Origin of the sequence: Rhodovulum visakhapatnamense, assembly GCF_004365965.1 — a bacterium.
In the GTDB taxonomy this organism is placed as follows: domain Bacteria; phylum Pseudomonadota; class Alphaproteobacteria; order Rhodobacterales; family Rhodobacteraceae; genus Rhodovulum; species Rhodovulum visakhapatnamense.
Genome location: NZ_SOEB01000018.1, coordinates 73740 through 87222 on the forward strand (window position 1 = coordinate 73740; position 13483 = coordinate 87222).

Sequence of the window (13483 nt, forward strand, 5' to 3'; positions counted from 1 at the left end):
CGATTATCCTTCGATGGTCAGCGCGTCGTTCACGAGCGCGGCTTGTTGTGCCTTATGCGTGCTGGCGAGGCCCGTGGCCGGCGAGGCGGCGGCGGGACGGCCCGCATAGCGGGGCCGGCCGTGCTTGGCGTTGATGCGGGTCAGGACCCATTCGAGATTGGGCTCGATGAAGGTCCAGCCGCCCTGGTTCTTGGGCTCTTCCTGACACCAGACGACTTCGGCATCGCGGAAGCGGCCCAGTTCCTTGACGAGGCTGAGCGCCGGGAACGGATAGAACTGTTCGAGCCGCATCAGATAGACATCGTCGATGCCGCGGGCGTCGCGTTCTTCCAGCAGGTCGTAATAGACCTTGCCCGAACAGATCACCACGCGCCGGATCTGATCGTCGGGCTTGAGCCGGGTGTCGGAGGCGCGGCCCGCATCGGCATCGTCCCACAGCACCCGGTGGAACGACGACCCGGTGACGAAGTCCTGCGCTTCGGACACCGCCAGCCGGTGCCGCAGCAGCGATTTCGGCGTCATCAGGATCAGCGGCTTGCGGAAGCTGCGATGCAGCTGGCGGCGCAAGATGTGGAAGTAGTTGGCGGGCGTCGAGCAGTTGGCGACGATCCAGTTATCCTCGGCCGACATCTGCAGGAAGCGTTCGAGCCGGGCAGAGCTGTGTTCCGGCCCCTGCCCTTCATAGCCATGCGGCAGCAGCACCACCAGCCCCGACATCCGCAGCCACTTGCGTTCGCCCGAGCTGATGAACTGGTCGAACATGATCTGCGCGCCATTGGCGAAATCGCCGAACTGGCCTTCCCACATCACCAGCGCATTGGGCTCGGCGAGGCTGTAGCCGTATTCGAAGCCCAAGACGGCATATTCCGAGAGCATCGAGTCGATGACCTCGTATTTCGCCTGCCCCTTGCGGATGTGGTTCAGCGGATAATAGCGCTCCTCGCTGTTCTGGTCGATCAGCGCGGAATGGCGCTGGCTGAAGGTGCCGCGGGCACTGTCCTGACCGGCCAGCCGCACCGGATAGCCCTCGGTCAGCAGACTGCCGAAGGCCATCGCCTCGGCGGTCGCCCAGTCGAAGCCCTTGCCGGTCGCGAACATCTCTTTCTTGGCGTCAAGCAGGCGGCCCACGGTCTTGTGGACCTCGAAGCCCTCGGGCGGCGCGGTCAGGGCCTGGCCCAGCTCCTGCAGGGTTTCCTCGCCGATCGCGGTGTCGCCGCGCTGATAGTCGTCGCCGCCGCCGCGCTGGATATGCGACCAGCGCCCGTCGAGCCAGTCGGCCTTGTTGGGCTTGTATTCCTTGGCGGCTTCGAATTCCTCGTTGAGATGGGACTGGAAGGCGGCCTTCATGTCCTCGATCTCGCCCTCGGGGATCAGCCCGTCCTCGACCAGCCGCTCGGTGTAAAGCTGCAGCGTGGTCTTATGCTTCTTGATCTTCTGATACATCAGGGGGTTGGTGAACATCGGTTCATCCCCCTCGTTATGGCCGAAGCGGCGGTAGCAGAAGATGTCCAGCACCGCGTCCTTGCCGAATTTCTGGCGGAACTCGGTGGCGACCTTGGCCGCATGCACCACCGCCTCGGGGTCGTCTCCGTTGACGTGGAAGATCGGCGCCTCGACCATCAGCGCGATGTCGGTCGGATAGGGCGAGGACCGCGAGAAATGCGGCGCCGTGGTGAAGCCGATCTGGTTGTTCACGACGATATGGATGGTGCCGCCGGTGCGGTGGCCAACCAGCCCCGACAGCCCGAAACATTCCGCCACCACGCCCTGGCCCGCGAAGGCCGCGTCGCCATGCAGAAGGACCGACAGCACCTGCTTGCGGTCGTGGTCGTTCATCTGCGCCTGCTTGGCGCGGGTCTTGCCCAGCACCACGGGGTTCACCGCCTCGAGGTGAGAGGGGTTCGCGGTCAGCGACAGGTGCACCGTGTTGCCGTCGAATTCGCGGTCGGAAGACGCGCCGAGGTGGTATTTCACGTCACCCGAGCCGTCGACATCCTCGGGCTTGAAGCTGCCGCCCTGGAATTCGTTGAAGATCGCGCGGTAGGGCTTGCCCATCACGTTGGCCAGCACCGAGAGGCGCCCGCGGTGGGGCATGCCGATGGCGATTTCCTTCAGGCCCAGCGCGCCGCCGCGCTTGATGATCTGTTCCATCGCCGGGATCAGCGCCTCGCCGCCGTCGAGGCCGAAGCGCTTGGTGCCCATATACTTCACATGCAGGAACTTCTCGAAGCCCTCGGCCTCGACCAGCTTGTTCAGGATCGCGCGCCGACCCTCGCGGGTGAACTTGATTTCCTTGCCATAGCCCTCGATCCGCTCCTTCAGCCAGGACGACTGTTCGGGATCGGAAATGTGCATGTATTGCAGCGCGAAGGTGCCGCAATAGGTCCGCTGCACGATGGCGAGGATCTCGCGCATCGAGGCGACCTGCAGGCCCAGCACGTTGTCGATGAAGATCGGCCGCTCCATGTCGGCATCGGTGAAGCCGTAGGACCCCGGGTCGAGCTCGGGATGCGGCGTCGGATTGCGCAGCCCCAGCGGGTCGAGATCGGCCACCAGATGGCCCCGGATCCGGTAGGCCCGGATCAGCATCAGCGCCCGGATCGAGTCGAGCACCGCGCGCTTGACCTCGTCATCGGTGACCTCGACGCCTTTTTCGTTGGCCTTCTCGCGAATCTTTTCCTCGGCCGCCTTGGCCTCGCGGGGGGCGGGCGGCGTCGGCCATTGCCCGTCAAGCGCCGCGGTCAGATCGTCATTCGGCGCGGGCGGCCAGTCGCGGCGGGCCCAGCTCGGCCCCGCCGCCTCGCGCTTGACCGAAACCTCGTCGTCGCCCAGTTCGGCGAAGAACCTCTGCCAGGCCTCGTCGACCGCGTTCGGGTCATTGGCATAGCGGGCGTAAAGCTGTTCCACATACTCGGCATTGTGCCCCTGCAGGAAGGACGAGCTGTGAAAGATGTCGTTCGCGCTTTGCTCGGTCATGGAGCTACCTCATGGGGGTTTGGACCGTATGGGTTGGGGCCGGGCTGGGACGGGCGGGTCAGCCACCAGATCACCAGAAGCGGCGAGATCATCAGCACCACGACCGACAGGGCAAGCACGACGCCCGCGAGGCCGGTGAACATCTGCGCAACGTCGCCCGTGGTGGCGGCATCGAAGGCACCGATGAAATTCGCAAAACCGGCGATGCCCACCAGCACGATCAGCGGATAGAGCAGAAAGAGCCCGCTGCGGCCGCTGTCATGCATCCTGCGCCAACCGGCGGCCAGCCCGGGCACGAGGGTGACGAGACCGAAAAGCCCGTTGAGCGGCCCGCTGGTTTCGGCCGAGACACCCTCGGCCCCGACGCTGACATCGCCCCAGAACAGCAGCCCGTCCAGCACAGCGGCCAGGATACCGCCCAGCAGCATGAACAGGACGAACCACCAGTATTCGGGGCGGGACGCCCGCCCCGAAAAGGTGAAGTACTTTCTGAAACAGACCTTTACGGCAGCCGCAAAGCCCATTCTGCCTCCCTCGGCGACCGGGCTCAGCCGATTGCCTTCAGCACCGCCTCGCCAAGATGCGCCGGGCTGTCCGCCACGACGATCCCGGCCGATTTCATCGCCTCGATCTTGTCCTCGGCCCCGCCCTTGCCACCGGCGACGATGGCGCCGGCATGACCCATGCGGCGTCCGGGCGGCGCCGTGCGACCGGCGATGAAGCCCGCGACGGGTTTCTTGCGGCCCTTCTTGGCCTCGTCCTTGATGAACTGGGCCGCTTCCTCTTCGGCCGAGCCGCCGATCTCGCCGATCATGATGATCGACTGGGTCTCGTCATCGGCGAGGAACCATTCCAGCACGTCGATATGTTCGGTGCCCTTGATCGGGTCGCCGCCGATGCCGACGCAGGTCGACTGGCCCAGCCCCACATCGGTGGTCTGTTTGACCGCCTCATAGGTCAGCGTACCCGAGCGCGACACCACGCCGACCGATCCGCGCTTGTGGATATGGCCCGGCATGATGCCGATCTTGCAGGCGTCCGGTGTAATGACGCCCGGGCAGTTCGGCCCGATCAGGATCGAGTTCGAGCCTTCCAGCGCCCGCTTGACGGTCATCATGTCCATCACCGGGATGCCCTCGGTGATGCAGACGATCAGAGGGATCTGGGCGTCGATCGCCTCGAGGATCGAGTCGGCCGCGAAGGGCGGCGGGACGTAGATCACCGAGGCGTTGGCGCCGGTCCTGGCCACGGCCTCGTGGCACGAGTTGAAGACGGGCAGGTCCAGATGGGTCTGGCCGCCCTTGCCGGGCGTGACGCCGCCCACCATCTGGGTGCCGTAGGCGATGGCCTGTTCCGAATGGAAGGTGCCCTGGCTGCCGGTGAAGCCCTGGCAGATCACCTTGGTGTTTTCGTCGACGAGAACCGCCATGGATCTTACCCCTTCACCGCTTTGACAATTTTCTGCGCCGCATCGGACAGGTCGTCCGCCGCGATGACGTCGAGACCCGAGCCGTTGATGATGGCCTTGCCCTTCTCGACATTGGTGCCTTCGAGGCGCACGACCAGCGGCACCTTGAGACCGACTTCCTTGACCGCGGCGACCACACCCTCGGCGATCACGTCGCAGCGCATGATGCCGCCGAAGATGTTCACCAGAATGCCCTTCACGTTCGGGTCCGAGGTGATGATCTTGAAGGCCTCGGTCACCTTCTCCTTGGTGGCGCCGCCGCCCACATCGAGGAAGTTGGCGGGCTCGGCGCCGTACAGCTTGATGATATCCATCGTCGCCATGGCCAGGCCCGCGCCGTTGACCATGCAGCCGATCTCGCCGTCGAGCGCGATATAGTTCAGGTCGTATTTCGAGGCCTGAAGCTCCTTGGGGTCTTCCTCGGTCTCGTCGCGCAGCGCCAGGATGTCCTCCTGCCGGTAGAGCGCGTTCGAGTCGAAGCTCATCTTGGCGTCGAGGCAGCGAAGGTCGCCCTGGTCGGTCACGATCAGCGGGTTGATTTCCAGAAGCTCGCAATCCTTCTCGGTGAACAGCTTGTAAAGCTGGCCCATCAGCCGGACGCATTGCTTGATCTGGTTGCCGGTCAGCCCCAGCGCGAAGGCGATGCGGCGGCCGTGATAGCCCTGATAGCCGGTCACGGGATCGACCGAGAAACTGAGGATGCGGTCGGGGGTCTTGGCGGCGACCTCCTCGATGTCCATACCGCCCTCGGTCGAGCAGACGAAAGCCACCCGGCTGGTCTGACGGTCCACCAGAAGGGCCAGGTACAGTTCGCGGTCGATGCCCGCGCCTTCCTCGATATAGACCCGGCCGACCTGCTTGCCCGCAGGCCCGGTCTGATGGGTGACGAGGGTGCGGCCCAGCATCTTCTTGGCTTCCTCGGCGGCTTCGCCGACCGATTTGGTCAGCCGCACGCCGCCCTTCTCGCCCGCCTCTTCCTCGATGAAGTGGCCCTTGCCGCGGCCGCCTGCGTGGATCTGTGCCTTGACGACCCAGATCGGCCCGTCGATGTCGGCCGCGATGGCCTTCGCTTCTTCGGCCTTGGTGACGACATGCCCTTTCGAGACCGGCGCGCCGTAGCTGCGCAGCAACGCCTTGGCCTGGTATTCGTGGATGTTCATCAAACTGTCCCGTGCTGGTACGATTTACCGTTCTCTAAGCACGGAATCGTGGTGCGGCGAAACGCCCTTTTCCCTAAATTCCCGTGATCATCCGATGTTTTTTGCCTTTGTGATCACGCTCGCGAAGAGTGTGATCGCAAACTTGGGCGAAAGCCCGGACGTCGTGAAGCATGGCCAAGGCAACCCTGCCGAAGATGTGGCAAGACTGGCCCGCAAGGCCCGGTTTCGGTCCCGATCGACGCCAGGGGACCACGACTCTATACCAAACCGTTACAGATCTCGCCGAAAGAAGGTGCATCCGACTCCCGAGACAGGCCCGTTCGCCATGCGCTTGCCGTCCTCCTCGCTTTTGCTGCGCCCCGCCGCTCTTTCGGCGATGCTGGCGCTGGTCCTGCTTTCGGTCACTGTCGCGGACGGGCGCGCCCGCCGGACCGGCGACCATCTGCAGATCGCCCTGCCCGCCGCCGGGCTGGTCTGCGCCGCGACCCGCGGTCAGGCCCCCCTTTATGCCGGACGATACCTTCTGCTCGAAGCCGGAATCAAGCTGCCCAAGGCCGCGCTCGGCCAGCGGCCGATCAATCGCCGCCCGGATGGCGGCAGCCATGGCTTCCCGTCGGGGCACACCGCAGCGGCCAGCTTCGGCGCGAGCGCGCTGGTGTCAAGCTGCCTGCGCGACAGCCCCGGCGCGCAGGCGGTGGCGGTGCTGTCGGCCGGGTTCGTCGGCGCCTCGCGGATCGACGCCGGGCGGCACACGATCTGGCAGACGCTTGCCGGGGCGGTGCTGGGCTGGCTGGTCGCGACGCTGAAACTGGCCGCCTTCGACCGGGCGGTCGCGGCGGCCTGGACGCGGATCGGGGCGCGGCTGGCCGTGCCGGGCCGCCTGCTGCCCGCCCTGCGCGAACGCACACCGGTGCCGGGCCGGCCTTGAACCCGGCCGTGATCCGGCTATGCCTTCTGGCAAACGGAGATCCCCATGACCAATCCCCTGCTGGCGCCGCGCACGGCACCGTTCGAGCTTCCCGCCTTCGCCGCCGTCTCGGACGCGGATTTCGCCCCGGCCTTCGATCAGGCGCTGAGCGAGGCCCGGGCCGAGATCGCCGCCATCGCCGAGGCCCCCGAGCCGCCCGATTTCGCCAATACCATCGAGGCGCTGGAACGCACCGGCCAGGCGCTGTCCGACGTGCTGTCGGTCTTCTTCCTGCTGGCCTCGGTCTCGTCGACCCCGGAACGCGAGGCACTGCAACGCGCCTTTTCACCAAAACTGGCTGAATTTTCGTCCGATGTGGTGCTGAACCGCGCGCTGTTCGCACGGATCGACGCGGTCTGGCAGGCCCGCGAGACGCTGGATCTGACCGCAGAACAGGCCCGGCTGCTGGAGCTGAAGCATCGCGATTTCGTCCGCGCGGGCGCGGCGCTGCCCGAAGAGGGGCGCGGGCGTCTTCGCGAAATCAACACAAGGCTGGCCGAGCTGTCGACCGCCTTCGCCCAGAACCTGCTGGCCGACGAGCGTGACTGGACGATGCCGCTGGCCGAGGCCGATCTGGCGGGCTTGCCCGGCTTCGTTGCCGAAGCCACCCGGGCGGCGGGCACCGAACGCGGCGCGGACGGCCCGGTCGTGACGCTGTCGCGCTCGGTGATCGTGCCTTTCCTGCAATTCTCGCCCCGGCGCGATTTGCGCAAGGCAGCCTACGAGGCCTGGACCTCGCGCGGCGCGCGCGGCGGCGCCACCGACAACCGCGCCATCGTGGCCGAGACGCTGGCGCTTCGGGCCGAGCGCGCGGCGCTTCTGGGCTATGACAGCTATGCGGCCTATGTGCTGGAAACCGAAATGGCCAGGACGCCCGGCAACGTGCGCGATCTGCTGATGCAGGTCTGGGCCCCGGCCCGGGCGCGCGCCGAAGCCGATGCGGCGATCCTTGAACAGATGCTGGTCGCAGACGGGCTGTCGGCGCCGCTCGAGCCCTGGGACTGGCATTATTACTCCGAGAAACGCCGCCGGGCGCTGCACGATCTCGACGAGGCCGAGCTGAAACCCTACCTGCAGCTCGACCGGATGATCGAGGCGGCCTTCGACTGCGCGCACCGTCTGTTCGGGCTCGATTTCGCGCCGCTCGACGTCGATCTGCACCACCCCGACGCCCGCGCCTGGGAGGTCACCCGCGACGGCCGTCACATGGGCGTCTTCATCGGCGATTATTTCGCCCGGGCGGGCAAGCGGTCGGGGGCCTGGTGCTCGGCGCTTCGCAGCCAGCAAAAGCTGATGGGCGAGATCCGCCCGCATGTGCTGAACGTGTGCAATTTCTCGAAACCCGCCGAGGGGCGGCCCGCGCTTCTGTCCTATGACGATGCGCGGACGCTGTTTCACGAATTCGGCCATGCCCTGCACCAGATGCTGTCGGACGTGACCTATGAAAGCCTGTCCGGCACCTCGGTGCCGCGCGATTTCGTGGAACTGCCGAGCCAGCTTTACGAACACTGGCTGGAAGTGCCCGAGGTGCTGGAGCGTTTCGCCACCCATGCCGAAACCGGGCAGCCGATGCCCGAGGCGATGCGCGACCGGGTGCTGGCGGCCGCGACCTATGACATGGGCTTCCAGACGGTCGAGTTCATCGCCTCGGCGCTGGTCGATCTGGAATTCCACGATGGCCCCGCCCCCGCCGACCCGATGCAGAAACAGGCCGAGGTGCTGGAGGCCATCGGTCTGCCGCGCGCGATCCGGATGCGGCATGCGACGCCGCATTTCGCCCATGTCTTCGCGGGCGGTTACGCCTCGGCCTATTATTCCTACATGTGGTCCGAGGTGATGGATGCCGACGCCTTCGCGGCCTTCGAGGAAACCGGCGACGCCTTCGACCCGGCGACGGCCCGGGCGCTGGAGGACAACGTGCTGTCGACCGGCGGCACGGCCGAACCCGATGCGCTTTACACCGCCTTCCGGGGCCGGCTGCCCGGGGTCGAGGCGCTGCTGAAAGGGCGCGGGCTCGACCTCGAACCGGCCTGACCGCGCCCATGCAGCCCCATGCAGAAGAACGCCCGCCCGGTTTCCCGGGCGGGCGTTTTCCGTAGCTTGTGAGGGTAGCGACAGCGCCCCAGGGGGTCAGGCCGCCGCGCGGCTCTTGTTGCGCGGACGGCGGCGCGCCCGGGCCTTGGCGGGCGGTTTGCCCGCGCCTTTGCTTGCGCCGCGCGGGCCGCCCCGCGACTGCTTCGGTTCGAGCCCTTCCCAGGGCGTGCCCGAGGCAACCGGGATCGCGCAGCCCATCACCTTGTGGATCGCCCGCAATTCCGAGATCTCCTCGGGCGAACAGAACGCAACCGCCGCGCCATCGGCCCCGGCGCGCGCGGTGCGGCCGATCCGGTGGACATAGTTGTCGGGCACGTTCGGCAGGTCGAAATTATAGACGTGGCGCACCTCGGGGATGTCGATGCCCCGCGCCGCGACGTCGGTCGCCACCAGCACCCGCACATCGCCCGCGCGGAACGCCTTGATCGCGCGGTCGCGCTGCCCCTGGCTCTTGTTGCCATGGATCGAGGCGGTCGCGAAGCCCGCCCGTTCAAGCTGTTTCGACAACCTCTCGGCGCCGTGCTTGGTGCGGCCGAAGACGATGGCACGGTCGTCGCGATGCCCGTCCAGAAGCTCGATCAGACGCCCGGTCTTTTCGGCCTTCTCAAGAAAATGCACCGATTGCACGATCTTGTCGACGGCGGTGCCGGGGGGCGTCACCTCGACCCGGACCGGATTGGTCAGGTAGCTGGTCGCGATCTCGTCCATCTGCTTGGGCATGGTGGCCGAGAACAGCATGGTCTGCCGCTCTTTCGGCAGCTTGGCCGCGATCCGGCGCAGGGCATGGATGAAGCCCAGATCCAGCATCTGGTCGGCCTCGTCCAGCACCAGGAACCGGGTCTCGGCCAGCACCACGGCGCCCCGGCCCATCAGGTCGATCAGCCGCCCAGGCGTCGCCACCAGCAGATCGGCGCCGCGCGCCATCCGCTTTTCCTGCGCCGAAAGCGAAGCGCCGCCGACCACGGTCTCGACACTGACCGGCGTGCCCGCGACCAGCGGCCGAAGGCTCTCGGCGATCTGCTTGACCAGTTCGCGGGTCGGGGCCAGCACCAGGGCGCGGGCGGTCTTGGGCACGGGCTTGCCGCGGGTTTCAGCCAGCGCGGTCAGCAGCGGCAGCCCGAAGGCCGCGGTCTTGCCGGTGCCGGTCTGCGCGAGACCGATCACGTCGCGGCCCTCCAGCGCCGGAGGAATGGCACGGGCCTGGATCGGGGTGGGCTCGGTGATGCCGGCCTCGGCCAGTCGCGTCACAAGCCGCTTGGGCAGGCCCATCATGTCGAATGTCGTCACAGTGTCCTTTCGGGCGCCCGTCGCGGACGCCTCGTCAAAATGCGTTCGCCGCTGCGAACGGGTGAGCGGGCCCGCAACGCCTCGACCCTACTGGCCGGTTGGCGGCAGTCCCTGTACCCCTCGCGTGATGATGGGAACGGATTTGCCCGACACCTTGCGCCGCGACCCGGTCATGCCGGGCAGGCGGCCTCTGTTCACGCGACAGAAGGTGCGGATCGGCGATCCGTACAGGATCGGGGCCTGCCGGTCAATCCGGCAACTGCCATCACTTGAGCTGACTGTCCTTCGACCCCCGCCGGTTGATCCCGCCACGGATCACCGGCCGCCGGTCGCGATCGCCCTGGCACGCGACGCACAGCTTGACGCCCGGCAGGGCCTGCCGCCGCGCCTCGGGGATCGGCTCGCCGCAGTCGGCGCAGTCAGCCAGGCTGTCGCCCACCGGAGCGCGCCTGGCCTTCATCCGGTTCAGCTCGTCCTCGATAGAGGCGTCGATCTGGTCGTTCACCGCGCCGTCGCGCGCCCAGCCTCCGGCCATCGTCAGACCTCCCTTGCAGGCGATCAGGATAGGGCAGTCCCTGGCCCTGCGTCAAAGCCTTCAGGCGGCGACGCGGGCGGGGGCCGGCGCCTCGCGGATCGGCAGATGCACCAGCGCCGAGAAGGCGCCGACGCCCACGCCCACCCACCAGACCAGATCGTAATTGCCGTAAAGATCGTAAAGCTTGCCGCCCAGCCAGACACCGAGGAAGCCGCCGATCTGGTGCGACAGGAAGACGAAGCCGTAAAGCGTGCCCATGTAACGCAGCCCGTAGATATGGGCGACAAGCCCGCTGGTCAGCGGCACCGTTGCCAGCCAGAGCGCGCCCATCACCATCGAGAAGACCAGCACCGTCACGGGTGTGATCGGCATCAGGATGAAGGCCGCCGCAGCGATGGTGCGCGCCGTGTAGATCCCGGCCAGCAGGTATTTCCGGGAATAGCGGTTGCCCAGCCATCCGGCCGTCACCGTGCCGACGATGTTGAAGACCCCGATCACCGAGATCGCGACCGCCCCCAGCGCCGAGGTCGTGGTGATCCCGATCGCCGACAGGGTCCCGCCGGGCACGATCGGGCCGCACAGCTCGGCCACGAAGGGCGGGAAATGCGCGGTGATGAAGGCAAGCTGATAGCCGCAGGAAAAGAACCCCATGAAGATCATCACATAGGACGGGTCGCGGAAGGCCCGGTTCAGGACCTGGCCAAGGCTTTCCTCCAGCTCGGCCCGGCTCGCGACCTCGGGCGAGCGGATGAAGGGCAGCGCGAAAAGCGCGGCCAGCACCACGACCGCGAAGATCGCGAAGACGCCCTGCCAGGGCTGAAACCGCAGCAGGATCTCGGCCGCAGGCGGGCCCACGATCTGCCCGGCCGACCCGGCGGCGGTCGCGACCCCCAGCGCCATGGACCGATGCTCGGGCGCCGCCGCGCGTCCGACGATGGCCAGGATCACGCCGAATCCGGTGCCGGCGATGCCGAAGCCCACCAGCACTTCGAGCCCCTGCAGCTGCCAAGGCTGGATCGCGAAGGCCGAAAGCACCAGCCCCAGCGCGTAAAGCAGCGCGCCCGCAACGATGGCCTTGCGGTCGCCGATCTTCTCGGCCACGGCCCCGAACAGCGGCTGGCCGATGCCCCAGGCAAGGTTCTGGATCGCGATGGCCAGCGAGAACTCGGTCCGCGCCCAGCCGAATTCCTCGGCAATCGGGATCTGGAACACCCCGAACGAGGCACGGACGGCGAATCCGATCAGCAGGATCACCGACCCGGCGATCAGCACCGGGGTCATCAGCGGCGCCTCTGCACCGCGTTGGGCATGGGTCATCTCGGCTCTCCCCGCGACCTGTGGGAACCGCTTGCCCCTGGTCGCAGACAGGCCTCCCGGTCGGGACCTTGGGCCACCGGGCCGGGCAGACATCTGAGGAAGGCGCGCGTTTCCCTGCCCCAATCTATGGCGGCACGACGCGGCCCGCACAAGACAAAGCCGTGTCCGCCCCGTTTTCCCGGATCGACGCGCCGCGCGGACGCTTCGATGCCGCCGGAATTGCACGTCCGGGCAGCGCCGAGGTGCGGTCCGATCCAAGATCGGCGCTGCGAAACCGGCTCCAGACGCCCCGCGAACCCCGGCCCCCGAGCTTCGATCAGGCCCTCAATTTTTCGCTTGATCTCCCTTCGCCGCTTCCATAAAAGCACGCGGGCAGACCAGACGGGATGCACAATATGGGGCCATAGCTCAGCTGGGAGAGCGCTTGCATGGCATGCAAGAGGTCAGGGGTTCGATCCCCCTTGGCTCCACCAAAAGTCTACTGAAAAGCACCAGATAGTTCTGCCTTTATTGTCATAGGATTTGCCTCTGCCGCGCAGACCGGTGCTGTTTTCCCTACGAAAATCCATGCTGCCTCGATCCATGCCCACGGCATGTTGATCGCTTCGCAGCCCTTCCCCCTGTCAAACCCGAGGATGGCCCATGAGCGCCCCTTTCTTCGTCCTGACGGGCGGCCCCGGTGCGGGCAAGACCAGCCTGATCGCCGAGCTTGCCCGCCGCGGCTTTCACACAATCCCCGAATCCGGCCGCGCGATCATTCGCGAGGAAATGCAGAGCGACGGAGATGCCCTCCCCTGGGCGGATCGCGCGACCTATGCCGAACGGATGTTGGAACGGGATCTGCACGCCTACAGCGCCGCACAGAAGCTCTCAGGCCCCGTAATCTTCGATCGCGGCATTCCGGATGTCCTTGGCTATCTGAAACTTTGCGGGCTTCCGGTGCCGCCCCACATCGCCGCAGCCGCCAAGGCAACCCGCTACAACCGCCGAGTCTTCCTGGCGCCCTACTGGGACGAGATCTTCACGCAGGACCCCGAGCGCAAGCAGAGCCAGAGCGAGGCCGAAGCGACCTGTGCCGTTATGTTCGACACCTACATCGCGCTCGGCTACGAGATCATCGAGTTGCCGCGCACGGATATCGCAAGGCGCGCTGACTTTGTTTGCAAACAGCTCGCTATCTAACAGTCACCTCCAGATGCCGCGGCTGAACTGCTGAAGCGGACAATCCACACGGCTCCTCTGGTTCCTCTGCACTCCCCCTGTCTAACGGTCACGGCGCGTTCTTCTGCCGATAGCGGCCATTCGGCGCCTCAAGTCCGAGCCGCCCGTGGATCACGGAAGTGGCCGTTCATCCCCGTTGCAGCATGCACTCAGGCCGCCAAGGTCGGGAGAGCGGACCCTCCGGAAGTTCGTTGCCATTAATCCAAGACCTTCGGCGCTATCATCCAAATTCAGCGTTCAAGCCAAACGAATGCCTGACCGACGGTAAATTTGCTTTCCCCGAGATACCCGGTTCCATCCGCCAGATATGCGCTTGATCGTGAACCATATTCCAGAATCACTCCATCTGCACCCATCTGGGACGCTAGGTCATGTTGACAAATGGCGGACCCAGAGACGGATCGACGTGATGTCAATGAAGCCGAGGAAGCTCTCAGCGGTCTTGTCGTAGCGGGTCG

The 13483-nt window shown here is 66.3% G+C and carries 10 protein-coding genes, 1 tRNA gene and 1 pseudogene; 4 read left to right on the forward strand and 8 right to left on the reverse strand.

Annotated elements, in window-relative coordinates:
- Positions 1-3 precede the first annotated feature (3 nt).
- Genes EV657_RS15295 through sucC form a run of 4 tightly spaced genes read right to left on the reverse strand, consistent with a single transcriptional unit; the run spans position 4 to position 5604 of the window.
- Positions 4-2976: a 2-oxoglutarate dehydrogenase E1 component gene (locus EV657_RS15295; protein ID WP_113670989.1), complete on the reverse strand. Its 2973-nt coding sequence runs from the start codon at positions 2974-2976 to the stop codon at positions 4-6.
- Positions 2973-3500: a DUF805 domain-containing protein gene (locus EV657_RS15300; RefSeq protein WP_075784396.1), complete on the reverse strand. Its 528-nt coding sequence runs from the start codon at positions 3498-3500 to the stop codon at positions 2973-2975. The genes EV657_RS15295 and EV657_RS15300 overlap by 4 nt, the downstream gene beginning before the upstream one ends.
- 23 nt (positions 3501-3523) lie before the next feature.
- The gene (sucD, locus tag EV657_RS15305; RefSeq protein ID WP_075784395.1) at positions 3524-4405 is read right to left on the reverse strand and encodes a succinate--CoA ligase subunit alpha; all 882 of its coding nucleotides are present in this window, start codon (positions 4403-4405) and stop codon (positions 3524-3526) included.
- Positions 4406-4410: 5 nt separating this feature from the next.
- Positions 4411-5604: an ADP-forming succinate--CoA ligase subunit beta gene (gene sucC, locus EV657_RS15310; RefSeq protein WP_108027640.1), complete on the reverse strand. Its 1194-nt coding sequence runs from the start codon at positions 5602-5604 to the stop codon at positions 4411-4413.
- A 325-nt stretch (positions 5605-5929) separates the two neighbouring features.
- Between sucC and EV657_RS21640 the strand changes: the two genes are divergently transcribed.
- Positions 5930-6532 carry a phosphatase PAP2 family protein gene (locus EV657_RS21640; RefSeq protein WP_165828204.1) on the forward strand — a complete coding sequence of 201 codons (603 nt, stop codon included), beginning with the start codon at positions 5930-5932 and terminating at the stop codon, positions 6530-6532.
- A 45-nt stretch (positions 6533-6577) separates the two neighbouring features.
- Complete coding sequence (locus EV657_RS15320; RefSeq protein ID WP_134078705.1) at positions 6578-8605, forward strand: M3 family metallopeptidase; 2028 nt, start codon at positions 6578-6580, stop codon at positions 8603-8605.
- A gap of 96 nt (positions 8606-8701) precedes the next feature.
- Here the strand turns inward: EV657_RS15320 and EV657_RS15325 are convergent, their stop codons facing one another.
- The 3 genes from EV657_RS15325 to EV657_RS15335 all read right to left on the reverse strand — a co-directional run bounded on the left by EV657_RS15325 (position 8702) and on the right by EV657_RS15335 (position 11804).
- A complete protein-coding gene (locus EV657_RS15325) occupies positions 8702-9952 on the reverse strand; it encodes a DEAD/DEAH box helicase (RefSeq protein ID WP_243628194.1) in 1251 nt (416 codons plus the stop codon).
- A 265-nt stretch (positions 9953-10217) separates the two neighbouring features.
- Positions 10218-10487, reverse strand: a complete 270-nt coding sequence (locus EV657_RS15330; RefSeq protein ID WP_134078707.1) for a DksA/TraR family C4-type zinc finger protein — start codon at positions 10485-10487, stop codon at positions 10218-10220.
- Positions 10488-10547: 60 nt separating this feature from the next.
- Entirely contained in the window at positions 10548-11804 is a 1257-nt protein-coding gene (locus EV657_RS15335) for an MFS transporter (protein ID WP_134078709.1), read from the reverse strand.
- Between the two features lie 397 nt (positions 11805-12201).
- Here EV657_RS15335 and EV657_RS15340 point away from each other — a divergent pair.
- Both EV657_RS15340 and EV657_RS15345 read left to right on the forward strand, forming a co-directional pair.
- Positions 12202-12277, forward strand: a tRNA-Ala gene (locus tag EV657_RS15340).
- 169 nt (positions 12278-12446) lie between these two features.
- On the forward strand, positions 12447-12986 hold the full coding sequence (locus EV657_RS15345; RefSeq protein ID WP_134078711.1) for an AAA family ATPase: 540 nt from the start codon (positions 12447-12449) through the stop codon (positions 12984-12986).
- Positions 12987-13394: 408 nt separating this feature from the next.
- Here EV657_RS15345 and EV657_RS15350 read toward each other — a convergent pair.
- Positions 13395-13483 (reverse strand): annotated as a pseudogene (locus tag EV657_RS15350) (IS5/IS1182 family transposase); the annotation flags it as partial.